The organism is Ensifer adhaerens (assembly GCF_020035535.1).
Classification (GTDB): Bacteria; Pseudomonadota; Alphaproteobacteria; order Rhizobiales; family Rhizobiaceae; genus Ensifer.
Window position 1 is genome coordinate 1,856,569 of sequence record NZ_CP083349.1, and the last position, 19,442, is coordinate 1,876,010.

Consider the following 19,442-nt stretch of genomic DNA (forward strand, 5'->3'; position numbering starts at 1 on the left):
TCACTTTCGGCAAAAAGACACCACCGCGCCATAATGGTTGTCGAATCCTTCACACACCGCAGCAACTTCTTAAGGATTGCTCACTAGACTGCAAGGAAACCATAACCTTTGCATAAGAGCATGAGTATCGCCGCCAGCACCTCGACAGATAAGATTATTGTCGACAAGTCGCGAAACCATCGAAACAAGGCAGTTTCGAGGACGGTTCGCGCGACGCGCGAACGGCTGCAAACGGGCTCGTCCGTACCTTCGGGGTTCGAGCGCGAGATGCTCAACCTCTACATCGAATCTGCCCTCCACAGCGCCATCGCCATACCGCTGCTCGTGACGCTGATCGCGGCCGTCGGTGTCTATCTCTCCGGCAGCCTCGGCATCGTCCTCTGGGCCTTGATGACCCTCTCGGCGCATGCCGTGACGCTCGTGCTGGCGAGGAAGGCACGCAAGAAGGACATCGTTGCGGAGAAGGTCCCGGTCTGGCGCCGGCGTTTCCTCTTCGGCCAGGTCCTGATGGGCCTCTGCTGGGCGGCCTTCGTTGCTCAGGATTGCGCCGCATGCGGCGATGTCCGCTTCGGTTTCTTCGAAGGCACCGCTCTGCTCTTTGCGCTCGCGGCCACCGCCATGGGCACGTTCCTGCTCCGCAATGCCCTTCTGTGCACCTTCACGCCGGTGATCGCCGCACTCGCATTCGCCGCGCTGACGACCGGCAATCCGATCTATATCGGTCTGACGGGCATCATCTCGCTGTCGATGCTGTTCCTGGTGTTCATGACCGACCGCATGAACCGCGCCAATGTCCACATACTCTCGGTTCAATCGGAAAAGGACGACCTGATCGCCGAGCTCGAAGTGGCAAAGTCGATGTCGGACGAAGCCCGGCGCAGGGCGGAGGAAGCGAACCTTGCCAAGTCGCGCTTCCTCGCCTCCATGTCGCATGAGCTGCGCACGCCGCTAAACGCCATCCTCGGCTTCTCCGAGGTGATGTCGACGGAGGTCCTGGGTCCGCTCAGCAACCCGACCTACAAGGAATACACCAACGACATCCATCGCTCCGGCGAGCATTTGCTGAACCTCATCAACGAGATCCTCGACCTGTCACGTATCGAGGCCGGCCGCTACGATCTGAACGAGGATGCAGTCAGCCTTGTCGAAATCGCCGAGGATTGCGTCGGCATGGTGCAACTGCGGGCGCGCGCCAAGAACATCACCATCCACTCGCAGTTCGAAGTCGGCATGCCCTCCGTCTGGGTCGACGAGAAATCGATGCGTCAGGTCATCCTCAACCTGCTGTCCAATGCGGTGAAGTTCACCAGTGCCGGTGGCGAAGTCACCTTCAAGGTCGGCTGGACCGCCGGCGGCGGACAGTATCTCTCGATCAAGGACAACGGTCCGGGCATCCCCGAAGAGGAAATCCCGATCGTACTGTCGGCATTCGGTCAGGGCTCCATCGCCATCAAGAGCGCCGAACAGGGCACCGGCCTCGGCCTGCCGATCGTCCAGGCCATTCTCGCCAAGCACAATGGCGAATTCATCCTGCGCTCCAAGCTCAGGGAAGGCACGGAGGCAATCGCCATCCTGCCGGCCCGCCGTGTGCTCGAAAGCCTGCCGGCGGTCGAGGACGTTGCAGCTCCAGTGCGCCGTCGCAAGAGCTTCGCCTGATCCATGCTCATCGAAACGCCACGCCTCAGGCTTCGGCCCTGGGAGGAGCGCGACATTGCGCCCTTTGCGGTCGCCAACGCCGACCCTGAGGTACGCCGCTACTACTTTCCCGACATTCTGACCAAGCTTGAGACCGACGCGATGATTGCCGATTGCGACCGGCACCTGCAGATGCACGGCTTCGGCTTTGTGGCGGTCGAGCGCAAGGCGGACGGAGCGTTGATCGGCGGCCTCGGGCTTTCGCGGGCCGGAGACGAAATCCCCGGCGGCCCGCATGTCGAAATCGGCTGGATACTCGCCCGGCCCTATTGGCGGCAGGGATATGCGCTCGAAGCGGCGAGAGCCTGCCTGGACCATGCCTGGGCGGCGCTCGGGCTTGCCGAAGTCATCGGCTATACATCCCGCATCAACGAACCGTCCCGCGCGCTCATGGAAAAGCTCGGCATGCGCTCGGACCCGGCGGAAGATTTCGATGACGTGACGGTGCCTGAAGGCAATCCGCTGCGCCCACACGTGCTCTATCGGATAAAGTCGACCGATCGCCGCTGACGGTTCAGTTCAGGAAGCCGTCGAAGATCACGACGTAGCCGGCATAGACGGCGTTGGCGATGATCAGGCAGAGGCACGCGAAGGAACCGAGGTCCTTGGCGTTCTTGCCCATCTCCGAGATTTCCGGCGATACACGGTCGACGATCTCCTCGATCGCCGTATTGATCGCCTCGAAGGCCATCATCAGGAGAAAGAGGATCGCCATCGCCACGAACTGGAAGAAGGTCGCGCCGACGATGATGAAGGCAACCATGGCGATGCCGAAGGCGATCAGCTCATGGCGAAACGCGGCCTCGCCGATCAGCCGCTTCGCGCCACCCAGCGAATAGCTGGCGGCAGCGAAGAGATGGCGAATGCCGGTCTGCTTCTCAACGGGACCCGTCTGTCCAATGCGGTGCGTGGTGTTCTTGGCGTCCATTTCTTCTCGACTGGCTTGAAACTGCGCTTGCTTCGACATCGTGAATGAGGCGAATGCAAGGCGTTTCGCGGTTGCAGGAGCCCAAGACGATAGTTAGGGCTGCATGTGCGCTTTGGATAGGCGAGAAGCACGCGACCATCAAGGCCCGTCACACGCTGGAATGGTGTGCGCGACAGGCGTTCGACAGCAATTGGCCGGCTTTGCCGTGAAAGCCGGCCGTACCTTGATCATTCCTTGTTGCTGACACCCGCCTGCGCAAACGTCGCCATGCCGCTGTGGCAGGCGGCCGCCGCCTTGACGATGCCGGCGGCAAGGGCTGCCCCCGTGCCTTCGCCGAGCCGCATGCCGAGCGCGAGCAGCGGCGTCTTGCCGAGCTTCTCGATCGCGCGGATATGGCCCGGTTCGCCAGAGACATGGCCGATCAGGCAGTGATCGAGCGCGGACGGATTGGCCGCCTTCAGGATCGACGCTGCCGCAGTCGCGACGTAGCCGTCGACGATAACCGGAACCTTCTGAACACGTGCTGCAAGGATGGCGCCCGCCATTGCCGCGATCTCGCGACCGCCGAGACGGCGCATCAGCTCCAGCGGGTCGGAAAGGTGGTCGCGATGCAGGGCCACAGCCTTCTCGACCGCCGCAATCTTGCGCTTCAGAACTTCGCCTTCGGAGCCGGTACCCGGCCCCACCCATTCCTCGGCCGTGCCGCCATAAAGGCCGAGATTGATCGCGGCCGCGATCGTCGTGTTGCCGATGCCCATTTCGCCGATGCACAGAAGATCCGTACCGCCGGCAACCGCCTCCATGCCGAAGGCCATCGTGGCGGCGCAATCCCGCTCGGAGAGTGCCGCTTCCTCGGTGATATCACCGGTCGGGTATTCGAGCGCCAGATCGAAGACCTTGAGGCCGAGGTCGTGACTTACGCAGATCTGGTTGATAGCAGCACCGCCGGCGGCAAAGTTCTCGACCATCTGGGCCGTGACGGAAGACGGGAACGGGGTGACGCCCTGTCGGGTGACACCGTGGTTGCCGGCAAAGATCGCCACCAGTGGCCGGTTGACCGCGGGCGCCTTGCCGGTCCAGGCAGCGAGCCAGAAGGCGATTTCTTCGAGACGCCCGAGCGCGCCCGGCGGCTTCGTCAGCTGTGCGTCCCGCTCCCGCGCCGCGACCAGCGCAGCCGAATCCGGCCCCGGCAGGTTGCGCAACAATTCGCGGAAATCATCAAACGGCAGGCCGCTGGCACTCATGCTGGGAATCCTTGCATCATCGTGAATCTCCGTTCCTCATAGAGGGCGTGGAATATTCGGGCAACGGCATTTGCGCCAATCCGCGTCGCCGGAGCATGATCCTTGACGGGATGGACGATTCGACGCACCGCGGTTCTCGATGCTCATCACGCTCTCACTTGCGGGCGGCTGTGACATCTGCGATTGCCGCTGAGGGCCAGATCTTTGGAGGGGCCATGGGCTTTCTGGGCGATTTCTGTGACGACGTGGCGCGCTCGATCGGCTTCCTGAGCCGCATCCCCATGCCGGGGCGCCACTTCGTCGGATATGACGGTCGTCTGGACCGGGCCGTGCGCGCCTTCCCGCTCGCGGGCATCGTGATCGCTCTGCCGTCTGCCGCCGCTGCCAGCGCCATGATCGCACTCAATGTGAGTTCGCTCTTTGCCGCCTTCGTCGTCGTCGCCATCCAGGCGCTCCTGACCGGCGCGCTGCACGAGGACGGCCTTGGCGATACGGCCGACGGTTTCGGCGGCGGACGCGACCGCGACGCGGCCCTCATGATCATGAAGGACAGCCGCGTCGGCAGCTACGGCGTCGTCGCGCTCATTCTCTCCTTCGGTCTGCGCGTCTCGGCGCTCGCCTCGATCCTGCCGCTGTTCACACCCTTGGGCGCCGGCATGGCGATCCTCGGCGCTGCAGCACTCAGCCGCGCCGCCATGGTCTGGCACTGGTCGAGCCTGCCGCCTGCCCGGCGCGACGGTGTTGCGGCCGCAGCCGGCGAGCCGGACCCGGCAGCCACGCGCTTCGCCCTTGGCTTCGGCCTGATTGCGGCCATGCTGCTCTTCTACTTCGCCCGGGTCCCGGCTCTCGGCCTGATCGCCGCGCTGCTCGCGGTCTTCGTCGCGGTCAAGGGGTTCGGTCGGATCGCCACCCGCAAGATCGGCGGCCACACCGGCGACACCATCGGCGCCACACAGCAACTCACAGAAATCGCGGTGTTGGGTGCCCTTGCGCTGACCGTGTGAAACATCGATATATCAAGGGAAAACTAGAGCAAGGCCATGGAATCTCCCTGCATTCTCGTCTGTTCGATCGATGACAAGACCGGCTACTGTTTCGGCTGCGGCCGCACGCGCGATGAAATCGGCCGCTGGACGCTGTACACCGATGCCGAACGCCGGGCGATCATGACCACGCTACCCGACCGGCTTGAGACGGTCGAACGCAAGCCCCGGCGCGAAACGCGCCGCAGCCGCATGGCGAGGGAACGCGGCCAAGCATGACCCGTCTCTTCATCCTGCTCTCGATCCTGGCCATCGGTCTCATCCTGCTGATCGTCAACCATGATGCCGGCCGCACCATGGGCCTTGCCAACGACGACTTCGGCAGGCTCGTGTCGTTGGGCGCCATCGCCACGCTGATCGGCGCCGGCGTTGTGCAAAGCCGTCACCGTTTCGGCGAGGGGCTGCGCCAGATCGCCATTTGGCTCCTCATCACGCTCGCCCTCGTCTCGGCCTATGTCTACCGCTTCGAGCTTCAAGGCTTCGGCAATCGCCTGCTTGCCGGCCTCGTTCCCGGCCGCGCCACCGTGATCACCGACAGCGAAGGCCAGCAGGAAGTGGTGCTGCACAAGATGCTGAACGGCCACTTCGAAACCGGTGCAATGGTCAACGGCAAGGATATCAGCATGCTGGTCGACACCGGCGCCAGCAGCATCGCGCTGACCTACGAGGATGCCGAACGGATCGGTCTCGACCCGGAAAACCTCAGCTACATCGTCACCGTCATGACGGCCAATGGCCGCGCGCAGGCGGCGCCCGTCATGCTCCAGGAAATCTCTGTCGGCCCCATCACCCGCCGCAACATCGGCGCGACGGTGGCCGCCAAGGGGCGGCTCGACCAGAGCCTGCTCGGCATGAGCTTCCTGTCGACGCTGGAGATGCTGCAGATGCGCACCGACGAGTTGCGTCTGCGCGACTGACCGGTCGATCGCGCTGGGCACACCTCCGCCCTTTCGGGCCAAGAGACGAAACCACGGACGCGAGAGGGCACCTCATGGATTTCATGCGACTGTTGAAGTCGATCGAGGAACTCCTATACGAGCTCGTCTGCTGGCTGCTCTTCTATCCGTTGACCATGTGGCGCACGCTTCGCCGCCCGCAGGCGATGATGCGCTACGCCGACGTCGAGCTTGGTGACGAGGTGCCCGATCAATATTCGGACGCGCTGAGCCCGCCGCTGTTTCTGCTGATCACCCTGCTCCTGGCGCACGCAATGGAACTCGGCCTCGTCAGGCAGGCTGCTCCCTGGTCGGCAACGTCGCTGCTCGCTTCCGATTCCAACCTGCTGATGTTTCGTGCAGTCGCCTTCAGCATCCTGCCCTTGCTGATGGCGGTGAAGCTGCTGCGCCACAAGGGCGCCAAGCTCACGCGTGACACGCTGCGTCCGCCCTTCTTCAGCCAATGCTACGCCACAGCACCCTTTGCCTTCGCGATCAGCCTGGGCGGCCAATTGCTGTTGGCCGGGCACAACGCCTTTACGCCCGTCGGCGCCGTCTTCGTGGCCGCCTCGATCGTCTGGTACATCGTCGCCGAGACGCGCTGGTTCGTGGCCGACCTCGGGCTTTCCGCCGTGCGGGCGCTTCTCCACGTCGTCGTGACGATCCTTCAGGCCCTGCTTGCGATGGTCGTCACCAGCGTCATCATTGCCTATGCGAGTGGAGCGGTGCGAGTGCCGGCACTCTGACGGCCGCTGGTTGTCAGTTTCTCAAGCGATAGCCGGTGCGGAAGATCCAGGCGAGGATCGTCATGCAGGCCGTCAGGAAGGCGAGGATGATCACCGCGCTGAAGATCGGGTTGACGTCGGACACCTCGAAGAAACTCCAGCGGAAGCCGCTGATCAGGTAGAGCACCGGATTGAAGTGGCTGACCGCCTGCCAGAAGGGTGGCAGCATCTTGATCGAATAGAAGCTACCGCCAAGGAAGACGAGCGGCGGGATCACCAACATCGGGATCAGGTTCAGCTGCTCGAAATCCTTTGCCCAGATGCCGATGATGAAGCCGAACAGGCTGAAGGAAATGGCCGTCAGCACGAAGAAGAATATCATGACGAACGGATGCGCGATCGTCAGGTCGACGAACAGCGAGGCCGTCAAGAGGATGATCGTCCCGATCATCAGCCCCTTGGTCGCCGCCGCGCCGACGTAGCCGAGCACGATCTCGAGCATCGAGACCGGCGAGGACAGGACCTCGTAGATCGTACCGGTGAATTTGGGGAAGTAGATGCCGAAGGAGCCATTGCCGATGCATTGGGTCAAAAGTGTCAGCATCATCAGCCCGGGGGTGATGAAGGCGCCGTAGGAAACGCCGTCAATCTCCTGGATGCGCCCGCCGATCGCAGCGCCAAAGACGATGAAATAGAGCGAGGTCGAGATGACCGGCGACACGACGCTCTGCAACAATGTCCGGCGGGTGCGGGCCATCTCGAAGAAATAGATCGACTTGATCGCTTCGATGTTCATCGCCCTGCCCCCACGATTTCGACGAAGATGTCCTCCAGCGAGCTTTGCCGCGTGGAGATGTCCTTGAGCCTGATACCGGCTTCAGCCAAGGCGGCCAGAAACGCGGTGATCCCGGTGCGTTCGGCGCTCGTGTCGTAATCGTAGATCAAACAATGGCCGTCCCCCTCGAGCGTGAGATTATAGTCGGACAGCGTTTCGGGAACCCCGTCCAGCGGATGGGCGAGATCGACCCGCAACTGCTTGCGCCCGAGCTTCGACATCAGCGCGACCTTGTCTTCGACCAGCAGGATCGTGCCGCCATTGATGACGCCGATGCGATCGGCGATTTCTTCCGCCTCTTCGATGTAGTGCGTCGTCAGGATGATCGTGACACCGGAGGCACGCAGCCGCTCGACCACCTCCCACATGCTCTTGCGCAGATTGACGTCGACACCGGCCGTCGGCTCGTCGAGGAAGAGGACCCGCGGCTCGTGCGACAACGCCTTGGCGATCAGCACGCGTCGCTTCATGCCGCCGGAAAGCTCGCGCAGCATGTTGTCCTTCTTGTCCCAGAGCGAAAGGTCCTTCAACACCTTCTCTATATGGGCAGGATTAGGCTTCTTGCCGTGCAGCCCGCGCGAGAAGGAGACCGTGTTCCACACGGTTTCGAAGGCATCGGTCGTCAGTTCCTGCGGCACGAGCCCGATCATCGCGCGGGTCTCGCGAAAGTCGCGTACCACGTCATGGCCGCCAACGGTGACCGTTCCGCCGCTCGGATTGACGATGCCGCAGATGATGGAGATCAGGGTCGTCTTGCCGGCGCCGTTCGGGCCGAGCAGCGCCAGGATCTCGCCTTCCTCGATATCGAGGCTGACGCCCTTCAACGCCTGGAACCCGGAGGCATAGGTCTTCGACAGGTTGGAAACGGAAACGATAGGCGCCATGAAGCTGATCCGGATGCGGGGGCGAAGTCGGCAGGTTTCGCCTATATGGGGCAATTGATTGCGATTTGCAGCCTACCGGATGGAAAAAACAAGGTGACGCTTTGTCAATGCGGCTGCGACAGGCGGGTCCCGGCGCCGGCCGTCTGTGTGGGCTTGCGCGCCACCAGCCGGTCGTGGATCAGCATCCCGGCCACCATCGCCGCCACGAAGAGCATCGTCGCCGGCAGGCCGAGCGACAGCGATGCGAGCGCCGGGCCCGGGCAAAGGCCAACCAGTCCCCAACCGACGCCGAAAATTGCCGAGCCGACGATCAGTCGCCTGTCGATGACCTGATTGTCCGGCAAATGGAAGGTTTCGTCGAACAAAGGTCGCTTGAGACGGCGTGTCAGCAGGACGCCGAGCGCAGAAACCAGAACGGCCCCGCCAAGTACGAAGGCAAGGCTCGGGTTCCAGTTGCCGGTGACATCCAGGAACGCCCGCACCCGCGCGGGATCGAGCATGCCCGACAGCGAAAGACCAAAACCGAACACGAGGCCGGAAACGAGCGTCGCCGCAAGGCGGAAAACTGCACCGTTCATCCGACCAGGCCCATGACAAAAACCGTGACGATCGCCGCGCCCATGAAGGTGGCGACCGCCGCCATCGAACGCCGCGACAACCTTGCAAGCCCGACGACGCCATGGCCGCTGGTGCAGCCGGAGCCCATGCGGGAGCCGAAGCCGACCAGCAGGCCGCCGGCCACCAGCAGCGGCCAGGATGACGTGACCGTCACCACCGGCCAGGTGCCGAAGACGAGATGAAAGACCAACGGCCCTGCCATCAGCCCCAGCACAAACAACGCTCCGGTGGAGGCCTGCACGCCTTGCAGCAGACGTCCAGCGATACCGCTGATCCCAGCCACCCGACCATTCGCCACCATCAGGATCGCTGCCGAGAGGCCGATCAACAGCCCGCCCGCCAGCGCATTCCCGTATTCACTCATGTTTTGGAACCATCCCGACAGAAGATCTGATAGAGCGCGCCAACGAGACGCGCCACCTTGTCGTGGCTAAGCCGATAGAAAACCTGCTTGGCCTGCCGACGCGTCGAGACAATGCCGGCATCGCGCAGCACGGTCAATTGCTGCGAGAGGGTCGGCTGACGAATGCTCAGGCTTTCTTCCAGTGCCGCCACCGAGTGTTCGCCCTCCAGCAAGGCGCTCACGATCAGCAGTCGATTTCGGTTGGCGAGAGTTCTCAGGATTTTCGAAACTTCGCCGGCGTGCGCGGCCATATCCGTGCGCACCCCCGGAAATTGCATAACAGTTCCCATAGTATCCTCCTGTCGTTGCCCTAGGAGTGTGTAGTGCCCCAATGCTTGCCGTGGCTTGCCGACCACTATCCATGATTGTTATACCAAATAATATAATATCGTATTACTTATTAACAAACCAGACAAAACATGACCGCGCTATCAGCGCTATTCCCCCTTACCTGTCCGTTGACTGTCAAATCATATAGAAAATTCAGTTCGTTACAACGCAACCGCAACAATTGCGAAAACGCCATATTTGGGGCAACCGGCCGGACAACTTCGGTCGATCATAAAACTTCTGGTATAGTGTCCCAAAATGCGAACCTGCGATGACGCTACGGGGTCCTCGGCCGGAACGCCCGATGGCTTCCGACGTGAATGCAGGCTTCAACCGTTACCCGGCGAAAGATCTACAAAATGAATCGTCGTCAGCCGCCTGCCCCTGTCACGAAACGGTGACGGAGTTCGAGCAATTTGCTCGCGCGGCGCGATATCGCCCTTTGATTTGCGCTCGTGATTTGCAAACCGGAGCCTCCCCCTTTTGCTCCGGTGGTTGGGCCGGCCTCCCCGCCGGCCTCTTTTTTTACCCGCTCCCGGCTCCACGGACCCCAGGAGCAAGATGCCGCGCTTCAGCCGTCAATCACAGTGGCGGTAGCCGGTCTTGCGGGTTCTCAGATCGAAGTGGAAATGGTCCTTGTGGAACGGGTCGCTGCCCGGCCCGAGCACCGTGTTGAAATATTTGCAGCTATCGGAGCGCACGGCCTTCAAGAGCCCCTTCTCGCGAAAGGCGAAGAAGCCCGGCTTGCGGACATCGATTTCCTTGCCGTTCTTGAGCACGAACTTGCCGACGTCGATGGCATTGCCGTGTGCGTGCTCGGACATCGGGTTACCGCGGCGGGAATTCATCGTGCGGCAGGAATAGCCGCCCAGCGGCTTGATGGTCTGGACGCCCGACCAGTAGCGGTAGCGGGACGATGGCGCGAGTTCGTATTTCACCCACTTGGCGAAGGCCTCCGTCACCTCGCAATTGAGCTTGACCGCCGGCTTCACGCCAATGCCACCGGAGAGGCCGCTAAGCTCGATCGGATAGTCGATGCCGCAGGACGGCCCGTTGCTGATACGCGGGATGTCGCGAAAGACGACACCGAGCTTCTTCAGGCGCTGGCGGCAAGAAATCTCCGAAGCCGGCATCTGGCCGGTATACTCGGGCGCCGACATCGGGTTGCGGACCCGCGGCAGGAACGCGACCTGTTGTGGCTCCTGCGCCCTTTGCACGGCACGCTGCTCCGCCATCGCGCGTGCCCGCTGGGCGTCTTCGGCCGCAGCCTTCTCGGCAGAAAGCGGTGGCAGATCGGGATCATAGCCAAGGTTCGCCTCGGACGCGGCCGCGCCTGCGGATGCGCGACCGAGCTGGCGCACATTGTCTTCGCCTATGCCGCCGACCACCGGCTGGCTGGCATTGCCCTCGGCGATCTCGTTGCTCTGCTCTTCCGCCAGGCCGACGACCGGCTGCTCGACGCCGAGCATGGCATCCATGTTGACGCCCTCATCGGGAATGGCAGTGGAACCCGTATTCGCCGGCTGCGCGCCGGAGGAGACCGCCTCGTCGCTGTCGATCATCGGCAGAGACCGCCGCGTTTGTTCCGGCGCGGCCTGCGCCGGCGCAGCATAGCCGCGGGTGCCATTGCTCATCGAACTCGACGTTGCGGCGGGATAGACGGCCACTTCTTCCTGCGGCACCGCATCGACGGGCACCGGCCCGATCGAGCCGACCCGGGAGCCGCCATCGATCCGTCCGGGCGGCGAAAGCGCGTCATCGGTCGAACAGGCGACAAGCGACAGTGAAAGAACGAGTGCCGTCAGCGGGCGATGGAGACCGGTAACATACGTCATACCGAACTGCGCCTTCCTCCAAACGGTCAAAGAGACCGTCATTCATCACCCCGCCGCCCCCGCAGCGGCGCACCCACCGGCACGCAAAGATCGCTGCAGCACATCGAATTGCTGCCTATCGCCTGTGTCGCAAACCGGGCACAGCAGCCGAAAGGTCAGATTTCGAAGGCATTTTATTCAAATACGGTAAACGAAGCCTTGCGACCGATGCCCGAGATCAAGGGTGGGGGACGTTTAGCGATGCCCGACTGTTGACAGCAAGAAGCCCGCGTCTTCGGCAGACGCGGGCTCCACATTTTCCGTAGTCAGGTGGCTGGATGTCAGCGGCACTCGCCGCGATGCACGATCCGGAATCCCGCACCGCCAGCCTCGCAGGCGTTCGAGAAGGTTTCCGTCCGACCGCCACGCTGGCCGCAGACCGGCGCGAATTCGCGCGTGCAGAACTGGCCCTGCGGCGGACGATCGTCACCGCGACGGCATTCACCGCGACCGATCACCTGGAAGCCCTCGGACCGTGCCTGGCAGGCATTGGAGAAGGTCTGCGTGCGGCCACCACGCTCGCCGCAGACGGGCATGTATTCCATGGTGCAGGCCTGCGGCGGCCGCGCCGGCGGGCGGTTGTCGGGACGGCACTCGCCGCGGTGGACGACATTGAAACCGTCGGCGCGCGCCTGGCAGGAATTCGGGAAGGTGCGCAGGCGATTGCCGCGCTCACCGCAAACCGGCGCATACTCCATCGTGCAGGCCGCCGGACGGGTCGGCCGCGGCCCAGGACGCGGCTCGTCGACGACAACGGTACAGGCGGAGAGAAAGCCGAGCCCGAGCATCAGCACGACGATCGGGCGCGTCAGAAGAAGTTTGAGAAGTGCCATGGATGTCCCCTCTTGTGCATGTTTCCTTTAATCGTGCCGATTAACGGACAAAAACATGCAAAAATTCAAAGTGCTACAGCGGCCCTTTGCGCTTCCTCTAGGACGCGCGGCGCTGTCGTGCAGCGGTCGGCAACCGGAGCGACGCCCCGTCGAACACCTCCCGCTTCTCGCGTATCTATCCGCGACACCCGCAAGGTCAAGCCTGCGCGCCTGCTTTGCACCGTTAACGAAGATCCCGAAGCAGAGCGCCGGCGCCGCCCTGTTTGGGGGAGCGGCGCAAGGAAAAACCCGCGCGGCATGCCACGCGGGTCTTGCTCATTCCCCGTCCGTATAGCTCAGGCGGCGCGGCCGTAGGACGAGTGCGATGTTGCCGACAGCCGGAACTTCGTCAGCAACGCCTTCAACTCACGGCTCTCCGCGGCCAGCGTTTGGCTTGCGGCCGTGGTTTCTTCCACCATCGCCGCATTCTGCTGGGTCATCTGGTCCATGCTGTTGACGGCGACATTGACCTCCTGCAATCCGGTCGCCTGTTCACGGGCGGCGGTCGCGATCGAAGCCACCTGCTCGTTGACCCGGTTGACCCGCGCTTCGATTTCCGACAACGCCTCGCCGGTCGAGCGCACCAGTTCCACCCCGGCACCGACTTCGCGGACCGAAGCGCCGATCAGTTCCTTGATCTCCTTTGCCGCACCCGCAGAGCGCTGCGCGAGTTCGCGGACCTCCTGTGCGACGACGGCAAAGCCGCGACCGGCCTCGCCGGCGCGCGCCGCCTCGACGCCGGCATTCAGCGCCAGCAGGTTGGTCTGGAAGGCGATCTCGTCGATCACCCCGATGATCTGGCCGATGCGGCCGGAGGAACCCTCGATCCGCCCCATGGCGTCTATGGCGTTGCGCACGATGCCGCCGGATTTGGCGGCACTCGCCTTGGTCTCGTTGACCATCTCGCGCGCCTCGTTCGCCCGCTCGGAAGCGTGGCGAACCGTCGAGGTGATCTCGTCGAGTGCTGCCGCCGTCTCTTCGAGCGCTGCGGCCTGCTGCTCCGTCCGGCGCGACAGGTTGTTTGCGGCCTCGGAGATGTCGCCGGCACTGGCGGTGACGATCTCGGTCGAGTGCGAGATGGCGCCGATGACATCGCGAAGTGCGGCAACGGCCGTGTTGAAATCCTGCCTCAACTTGCCGTATTCCGGCGCGATGTGGCCGATCTCGGCTGTCAGGTCGCCGCTTGCCAAGAGCTCCAGAGCGACACCGACCGTCTCCATTGCATCCGCTTGCGCTTCCGCCGTTGCCCGCTGGCGCTGCTCGTTGCCACGCCGCTCGGAGCTGAGCCGCTCCTGCTGCTCGGCTTCGCGTGAACGCAGTTCCAGTCGTTCGCGAACGGAATCGCGCAGCACCACCAGCACCTTGGCCATCTGGCCGATCTCGTCGCCGCGGTCCGTCTCCGGAACCTCCGAAGATAGATCCTCATCGGCGATCGCCCGCATCGAGGCCTTCAGCTTCTCCACCGGCTTGACGACGCTGCGCACGATCGCAAGTGCCGCCATCAGGATGGCGAGGGCGGCCGCTGCGAGAATACCCGCGACCTGCCAGGCGCGCTCGCGGAACATCGCCGCCAGGTCGTCCGCATAGACACCCGTGCCGACCACCCAGCCCCAGGGCTTGAAGCTGGCGACATGCGAGTATTTCAGCACCGGTGCGTCAGCGCCCGGCTTTGGCCAATAGTAGTCGACGAAACCCTGACCGCTTTTTTCGACCGTCTTCACGAATTCGACGAAGAGATGCTTGCCGTTCGGGTCCTTGTTTTCGGTGAGGTCCTTGCCGTCGAGCTCGGGCTTGATCGGATGCATCACCATGGTCGGATGCATGTCGTTGACCCAGAAATAGCCGTTGCCCTGGTAGCGCATCGCCTTGATCGCCTCGAGCGCGCGCTTCTGCGCCTCTTCCCGCGAGAGTGTCCCGACCACTTCCAGCTTGTGATAGGCGTCGAACACCGCGATCGCGTTCTCGTCCATCGCCGAGAGCATCGCCTTGCGTTCGCCGACGAGCTTTTCCTGCGCCTGGAACAGACCGAATGTCAGCGCCGCTGCCATGGTCAAAAGCGCAAATGCCACCAGCGCGTAGAGACGCGCCGAGATTCTGAATTTCTTCATTGCCAATCCCCTGCCCCTTCGGCGCTCCCCGCGCCGCCCTTTCAGAACCTGGTCGCCGCCAGCATGGCCGTCCGCACTCCAAGAGCTTGCAGGGTAGGAAGAGGTCTTTGCAAAGCCCCTAACAACCGATCCCTAAATTTGACTTTTCTCAAGAACCACTCCGAAAGTCTAAGGTGACGGCACGGTGGATTGCGACCCGTATGTGCGGCGGCGGGCCTTCCCTCGACAAGCGCGGTCGGGTTACATCTTTCATCCAACAGGGAGACAGGCCGCATGACCGAACAGATCAAACCGACCGGCGAACTGACCTTGCGCACGCTCGCCATGCCCGGCGACGCCAATGCGGCCGGCGATATCTTCGGTGGCTGGGTGATGGCGCAGATGGACCTTTCCTGCGGCATCCGCGCGGCCGAGCGCGCTCGTGGCCGCGTCGTCACCGCCGCAGTCAAGGAGATGGCCTTCGCGCTCCCTGTCAAGATCGGCGACACGCTCTGCATCTATACCGATGTCGTCAAGGTCGGCCGCACCTCAATGACGCTCAAGGTCGAGGCCTGGGCGCAGCGCTATCTCTCGCATCTCATGGAAAAGGTGACGGACGCGATCTTCGTCATGGTCGCGCTAGACGAAAACGGCAAACCCAAGCCGGTTCCGGCGGAGGAATAGGAGCCGCATCCCCATGGAGCAGATCCAGCCCGACCCGGCGATCTTCTCGCATATCCGCACTGTCATGGGCATGGTCGTCAGCCTCAGCCTGGCACGGCTCCTGAGTGGCGTGGCGCTCTTCGTACAACATCCCGGCAAGACGCGCGTCTACTGGATCCACCTCGGCTGGGTCCTGTTCATGTTCGTCTTCCTCGTGCATTTCTGGTGGTGGGAGTTCCACCTGCATTCACTGGCCGTGATCGACGTCAGCGTCTACCTGTTCGTCATTCTCTATTGCTGCGTCTTCTTCTTTCTCTGCGTAATGCTGTTCCCGACGACGCTCGACGACTATAGCGACTACGAACACTATTTCATGTCGCGCCGGGCCTGGTTCTTCGGTTTCCTCGCGCTGGCCTTTGCCGTCGACCTCGTCGACACCGCGCTGAAGGGCAAGCAGTATTTCGCCTCCTATGGCCTCGAATACCCTGCCCGCAACGCTGCCTATATCGTCTTCTGCATCGCCGCCGCCCTCACCTCTGACCGGCGCTTTCATGCAGCGTTCGTCGTCCTGGCGGTCGCCTATCAGCTGCTGTGGATGTATCGGGCCTTCGACCTCCTGGATTAAGGCAGCGACGGGATCGGCTGCGGAGGAATTCACCCTCGCCCCTTGATCCGAAGGCGAGGCGGTGCTTTATCCGTTAGTCATATTTGAATCTCGCATCCTGACACGTCGGGGGACTGTCGCATCATGGAAATCTTTACCGCTGCCGGTCTGGCAGCGCTTCTGCAAGTCATCGTCATCGACCTCGTTCTCGCCGGCGACAACGCCGTCGTGATCGGTCTCGCTGCGGCCGGGCTTCCGACCGAGCAGCGCAAGAAGGTCATTCTGGTCGGCATCATCGCGGCGACCGTCCTGCGCGTGGCGCTCGCCAGCGTCACCGTACAACTCCTCGAAATCATCGGCCTGCTGCTGGCCGGCGGCATCCTGCTTCTCTGGGTCTGCTGGAAGATGTGGCGCGAAATTCGTGAACAGCAGGCAGCGAACGCCGCAGGCGAAAGCGGTGCTGCCGCCGACATGCCGAAAAAGACCTTCATGCAGGCGGCCATTCAGATCGTCGTCGCCGACGTTTCGATGTCGCTCGACAACGTCCTTGCCGTCGCCGGCGCCGCCCGCGAACACCCGACGATCCTCGTCGTCGGCCTCGTGCTCTCGATCGCGATGATGGGCGTCGCCGCGGGCTTCATTGCCCGGCTGCTCAACCGCTACCACTGGATCGCCTACATCGGTCTCGCGATCATCCTCTACGTCGCGCTCGACATGATCTATCGCGGCTCGGTCGAAGTCTGGCCGCACGTGGCCCCGGCCGTGGCGGCGATGGTCTAGTACCGAACCGAAACGTTACTTTGACACATGGAAAGGCAGGGCCGGTGCCCTGCCTTTTCTCGTTTTTTCAGCGTTGGGAAACCGCAAGCGGCGCCACGAGGCGCCCCTCTTCAGCCCTTGAAGATGAAGGAAGCGCCGACGGCAATCAGGGCAAAGCCGACGAGATGGTTCCAGCCGATCGACTCCTTCAGCCAGAAGACCGAAAAGGCGGCGAAGACCAGCAGCGTGATCACCTCCTGCATCGTCTTCAGCTGCGCCGCGGAATAGACCTGATGGCCGATGCGGTTTGCCGGAACCGCCAGGCAATATTCGAAGAAGGCGATACCCCAGCTTGCCACGATCGCCATGTAGAGCGGTGACGATGTGTACTTCAGATGCCCGTACCAGGCGAAGGTCATGAAGACATTGGAAATCAGGAGCAGAAGAATCGGCCAGAGATAGGCCGGAGAGAGTGTGAAGGACATTGAGAACCTCAGTGCGCGAATCGTGCTCCGACGATGCGCCGCGGCCGTATTCGGGCGCAAGTCCTGCGGGCTCCGATCGGAACAACTGACGCCTTGGAGCGGGCTGATTCGAGATTTTCTGCCGGTCAGAGCGGCGAATCGCCATCGTACGGGCACTTTTTCCGTCATTTAGCAAGTGCTGCCCCAATATTTTACGGGTTTTGCCACAATTTTGTACTGGCGCATGAGCAATGTCGCTCGACTGTCCGACGGGACAGGCAGGGGAATACCACACTTCGAAACGGCGGTTGCCGTGAAGTTGGCTCCGCGCTTTGAGCGCGGTTCGCCGACAGGCCGATGCTGCGTCTTAGGCGCTGGGCACGCGCATGTCCGCTGAATTTTCCCAAGGGAACTTTGGAAACAGTTGAGCAACCGGGTGCCATGCCGGCGATCGCCAGGCCGCCCCGACTGTTAGCACCCAGCAACTTGTCAAGGAGACCTGACCATGAAGGTCCTGGCGTTTCTTGCGGCTGCCTATGTCGCGCTCCTTTCGCCAAATCTCGCCAGCGCGGGCATGCTTGCCCAGGCGCAGCAATACAAAGGCCTGCACGAGGTCAAGAACAACAAGACCCTTCGTGCAGCGCTCGGTATCAATCCGGCACGCACCCCCTGGTGCGGTCATTTCATGGGCATGGTTGCCCGCAAGTCCGGTCGCAGTCCACCACAGAGCTTCGGCTTCGCCCGCTCGTGGCTACGCTTCGGTGCACCGGTGAAGCTCGCCTATGCGCGCGCCGGCGATATCGTCGTGGTTCGAACCGGTCGCGGCTACCACGTCGGTATCCTGGCCGCGCTCACGAAATCGACGGCGCAGCTGATCGGTGGCAACCAGTCTGGCGGGGTCAGGGTCTCGCAGTTCGCCCGCCGCCAGGTGGTCGGCGTCAGGCGTTAGGCTGGAAGCTACGCGAATCCGGGCGCAGAACCGTTTCGCACCTTAAGCCGGGGTTGCACCCGAGCTTGGGAGCCGAGCCGGAACTGACATCTGTGTCGCTGCGTCGGGCGGGTCGCCGATGCGCGTCCCCTAGGCAAGCGTCAAGCGCATTGCGCAACGCCGCTCTGCCGGAAGGCCGTGCGCCGCTTCGTTGGCAAGGATCTGCGCCAGACGTGCGTCGAGTTCGTCCGCGGCAAGCGTTGAAAAGCCGAGTGTGCGGTAGAAGTGTTCGTTCCATTTGAGATCGCGGAACGTCGTCAGCGTGACCGCGGTGCGCGAATTGGCGCGCGCATGCCCGATCGCAGCCGCCATCAAGGCGCGGCCGAGCCCCCGGCCCTGGCATTCCTCAAGCACCGCAAGCTGCCAGATGTGCAAGTCCCCGTCGGCCGCCGCGGCGCAAAGGAAGCCCCTCGGACGATCATGCCCGTCGACGGATACCAGGGACAGGCCGGTGCGCAGAAACTCGACATGAGCCTCGGCGGACTGCACGTCGTCGTCGGCAATCCAGGCAAGGTCGGGGACGGTGCGAAAAAGCGTGCCGGACGAGCGTTCAATCTCGGGCAGCAGAATTGCATCGTCTTCGCGGGTGGGTCGAATCAGGGTCATGGCAACCGCATCCTATAGCGCCGAGCGCTTCATCTGTGGCCTGAAGTTCGCTGTCGGCGTTCATGTTCGAAATTTCATTACCCGGCTAACCTATCGCCAGCCGGCGACGGCGGACATTGCCGCCTCAAGTCCGGCTGCCGGGCTGGACAGTGGCCGCGGGCCGTTGCGGACGTGGTCGGCGGCACCGGTCATGGATGCCTGGGCGAGCGCAACGATCGTGGCGCCGTCCCCATATCCTGCTTCGGCCGCCTGCGCGACGGCCGCAAGGTAGCCGTCACGGTTTCCCTCCTTGAACAGGGCCCAGGCACCTTCGACGAGACGAACCTCGATATCGGCACCGGAACGATGTGCCGCCGCGGCGAAAAGCGCAGTCGTTGGGGCGACCGTCGTTTCCACCGCGCAGAGCGCCACGACTTTGCCGCCGGCCGCCGCCGCTTTCTCGGCCAGCGCGGCATCGACGCGCAGGATCGGGACGGCAGCCCCCATCCCGGCCTTTGCCACGCTTGGCCCGAGCGTCGAGCAGGTCAGCAGCACCACATCCGCCTCGCGCGCCAACGCCGATAGGATCACCGCGGTTTCTTCCGTGATTTCCTCGCTCAGGCCGCCCGCCAGTTCTGCAGCCCCCAGCAGATCGGCCCTGACCGCATGGCGCAACGTCACATCGGAAACTCCGAGCTGGCGCGCAGCGCTCTCGAAAACGGCAACGTTGCTATCGGCCGTATGCAGGCAGGAAATGATCATGTGAAGGCCCCGTGACTGAGGATCGCCCGCGACGCCGCGGTGTCGATTCCGCGAAACTTGCACAATCACCGCATTCAGGGAAGCGCCACTGGACACAATCTGCCGTAGAGACCGCTTGGGCTGTTTTTACGCCTCCGGCCCAGT

Annotated in this window: 23 protein-coding genes; 10 read left to right on the top strand and 13 right to left on the bottom strand. The window is 63.0% G+C overall.

Going from position 1 to position 19,442, the window contains the following annotated elements; all coding sequences use genetic code 11:
- The first annotated feature begins 120 nt into the window (after positions 1–120).
- Both LAC81_RS09075 and LAC81_RS09080 read left to right on the top strand, forming a co-directional pair.
- Complete coding sequence (locus LAC81_RS09075) at positions 121–1,656, top strand: sensor histidine kinase (protein WP_223727553.1); 1,536 nt, start codon at positions 121–123, stop codon at positions 1,654–1,656.
- Between the two features lie 3 nt (positions 1,657–1,659).
- On the top strand, positions 1,660–2,205 hold the full coding sequence (locus LAC81_RS09080) for a GNAT family N-acetyltransferase (protein WP_223727554.1): 546 nt from the start codon (positions 1,660–1,662) through the stop codon (positions 2,203–2,205).
- Between the two features lie 4 nt (positions 2,206–2,209).
- On the opposite strand, the gene LAC81_RS09085 is transcribed toward LAC81_RS09080, so the two are convergent.
- Both LAC81_RS09085 and cobT read right to left on the bottom strand, forming a co-directional pair.
- Positions 2,210–2,623 carry a diacylglycerol kinase gene (locus LAC81_RS09085; RefSeq protein ID WP_223727555.1) on the bottom strand — a complete coding sequence of 138 codons (414 nt, stop codon included), beginning with the start codon at positions 2,621–2,623 and terminating at the stop codon, positions 2,210–2,212.
- 227 nt (positions 2,624–2,850) lie between these two features.
- On the bottom strand, positions 2,851–3,867 hold the full coding sequence (gene cobT, locus LAC81_RS09090; RefSeq protein WP_223727556.1) for a nicotinate-nucleotide--dimethylbenzimidazole phosphoribosyltransferase: 1,017 nt from the start codon (positions 3,865–3,867) through the stop codon (positions 2,851–2,853).
- A gap of 215 nt (positions 3,868–4,082) precedes the next feature.
- Between cobT and LAC81_RS09095 the strand changes: the two genes are divergently transcribed.
- The 4 genes from LAC81_RS09095 (at position 4,083) to LAC81_RS09110 (ending at position 6,591) form a co-directional block, all read left to right on the top strand.
- The gene (locus LAC81_RS09095) at positions 4,083–4,871 is read left to right on the top strand and encodes an adenosylcobinamide-GDP ribazoletransferase (RefSeq protein WP_223727557.1); all 789 of its coding nucleotides are present in this window, start codon (positions 4,083–4,085) and stop codon (positions 4,869–4,871) included.
- 36 nt (positions 4,872–4,907) lie between these two features.
- The gene (locus tag LAC81_RS09100) at positions 4,908–5,129 is read left to right on the top strand and encodes a DUF1289 domain-containing protein (protein ID WP_173516725.1); all 222 of its coding nucleotides are present in this window, start codon (positions 4,908–4,910) and stop codon (positions 5,127–5,129) included.
- Complete coding sequence (locus LAC81_RS09105; RefSeq protein WP_113539416.1) at positions 5,126–5,827, top strand: retropepsin-like aspartic protease family protein; 702 nt, start codon at positions 5,126–5,128, stop codon at positions 5,825–5,827. Before LAC81_RS09100 ends, LAC81_RS09105 begins: the two co-directional genes overlap by 4 nt.
- Positions 5,828–5,901: 74 nt before the next feature.
- Complete coding sequence (locus tag LAC81_RS09110; RefSeq protein ID WP_223727558.1) at positions 5,902–6,591, top strand: permease; 690 nt, start codon at positions 5,902–5,904, stop codon at positions 6,589–6,591.
- A 13-nt stretch (positions 6,592–6,604) separates the two neighbouring features.
- On the opposite strand, the gene LAC81_RS09115 is transcribed toward LAC81_RS09110, so the two are convergent.
- From LAC81_RS09115 to LAC81_RS09150, 8 genes are all read right to left on the bottom strand, one after another.
- Positions 6,605–7,366 carry an ABC transporter permease gene (locus LAC81_RS09115; protein ID WP_223727559.1) on the bottom strand — a complete coding sequence of 254 codons (762 nt, stop codon included), beginning with the start codon at positions 7,364–7,366 and terminating at the stop codon, positions 6,605–6,607.
- Complete coding sequence (locus LAC81_RS09120) at positions 7,363–8,289, bottom strand: ABC transporter ATP-binding protein (protein WP_113539413.1); 927 nt, start codon at positions 8,287–8,289, stop codon at positions 7,363–7,365. The genes LAC81_RS09115 and LAC81_RS09120 overlap by 4 nt, the downstream gene beginning before the upstream one ends.
- Before the next feature lie 104 nt (positions 8,290–8,393).
- Entirely contained in the window at positions 8,394–8,867 is a 474-nt protein-coding gene (locus LAC81_RS09125) for a YeeE/YedE family protein (RefSeq protein ID WP_223727560.1), read from the bottom strand.
- Positions 8,864–9,271 (bottom strand): YeeE/YedE family protein, encoded by a 408-nt coding sequence (locus LAC81_RS09130; RefSeq protein WP_113539411.1) that lies wholly within the window; start codon positions 9,269–9,271, stop codon positions 8,864–8,866. The genes LAC81_RS09125 and LAC81_RS09130 overlap by 4 nt, the downstream gene beginning before the upstream one ends.
- Positions 9,268–9,600, bottom strand: coding sequence for an ArsR/SmtB family transcription factor (locus tag LAC81_RS09135; protein ID WP_223727561.1), 333 nt, complete (start codon positions 9,598–9,600; stop codon positions 9,268–9,270). Before LAC81_RS09135 ends, LAC81_RS09130 begins: the two co-directional genes overlap by 4 nt.
- A gap of 618 nt (positions 9,601–10,218) precedes the next feature.
- Positions 10,219–11,475, bottom strand: a complete 1,257-nt coding sequence (locus LAC81_RS09140; protein ID WP_223727562.1) for an extensin family protein — start codon at positions 11,473–11,475, stop codon at positions 10,219–10,221.
- Positions 11,476–11,795: 320 nt separating this feature from the next.
- The gene (locus LAC81_RS09145; protein ID WP_113539408.1) at positions 11,796–12,347 is read right to left on the bottom strand and encodes a Kazal-type serine protease inhibitor family protein; all 552 of its coding nucleotides are present in this window, start codon (positions 12,345–12,347) and stop codon (positions 11,796–11,798) included.
- Positions 12,348–12,682: 335 nt separating this feature from the next.
- A complete protein-coding gene (locus LAC81_RS09150; RefSeq protein WP_223727563.1) occupies positions 12,683–14,494 on the bottom strand; it encodes a methyl-accepting chemotaxis protein in 1,812 nt (603 codons plus the stop codon).
- 273 nt (positions 14,495–14,767) lie between these two features.
- On the opposite strand from LAC81_RS09150, the gene LAC81_RS09155 reads away from it, so the two are divergent.
- The 3 genes from LAC81_RS09155 to LAC81_RS09165 all read left to right on the top strand — a co-directional run bounded on the left by LAC81_RS09155 (position 14,768) and on the right by LAC81_RS09165 (position 16,520).
- Positions 14,768–15,157, top strand: a complete 390-nt coding sequence (locus LAC81_RS09155) for an acyl-CoA thioesterase (protein WP_113539406.1) — start codon at positions 14,768–14,770, stop codon at positions 15,155–15,157.
- A gap of 13 nt (positions 15,158–15,170) precedes the next feature.
- Complete coding sequence (locus tag LAC81_RS09160) at positions 15,171–15,761, top strand: hypothetical protein (protein ID WP_223727564.1); 591 nt, start codon at positions 15,171–15,173, stop codon at positions 15,759–15,761.
- 123 nt (positions 15,762–15,884) lie between these two features.
- Positions 15,885–16,520 carry a TerC family protein gene (locus LAC81_RS09165; protein ID WP_223727565.1) on the top strand — a complete coding sequence of 212 codons (636 nt, stop codon included), beginning with the start codon at positions 15,885–15,887 and terminating at the stop codon, positions 16,518–16,520.
- A 110-nt stretch (positions 16,521–16,630) separates the two neighbouring features.
- On the opposite strand, the gene LAC81_RS09170 is transcribed toward LAC81_RS09165, so the two are convergent.
- Positions 16,631–16,984, bottom strand: a complete 354-nt coding sequence (locus LAC81_RS09170; protein ID WP_223727566.1) for a DMT family protein — start codon at positions 16,982–16,984, stop codon at positions 16,631–16,633.
- 484 nt (positions 16,985–17,468) lie between these two features.
- Here LAC81_RS09170 and LAC81_RS09175 point away from each other — a divergent pair, with 484 nt between their 5' ends.
- On the top strand, positions 17,469–17,912 hold the full coding sequence (locus LAC81_RS09175; RefSeq protein WP_223727567.1) for a TIGR02594 family protein: 444 nt from the start codon (positions 17,469–17,471) through the stop codon (positions 17,910–17,912).
- Between the two features lie 129 nt (positions 17,913–18,041).
- Here LAC81_RS09175 and LAC81_RS09180 read toward each other — a convergent pair whose 3' ends face one another.
- Together LAC81_RS09180 and LAC81_RS09185 are read right to left on the bottom strand one after the other, a co-directional pair.
- Positions 18,042–18,557, bottom strand: a complete 516-nt coding sequence (locus LAC81_RS09180; RefSeq protein ID WP_223727568.1) for a GNAT family N-acetyltransferase — start codon at positions 18,555–18,557, stop codon at positions 18,042–18,044.
- Positions 18,558–18,647: 90 nt separating this feature from the next.
- Positions 18,648–19,298: an Asp/Glu racemase gene (locus LAC81_RS09185; protein ID WP_223727569.1), complete on the bottom strand. Its 651-nt coding sequence runs from the start codon at positions 19,296–19,298 to the stop codon at positions 18,648–18,650.
- Between the last annotated feature and the right edge of the window lie 144 nt (positions 19,299–19,442).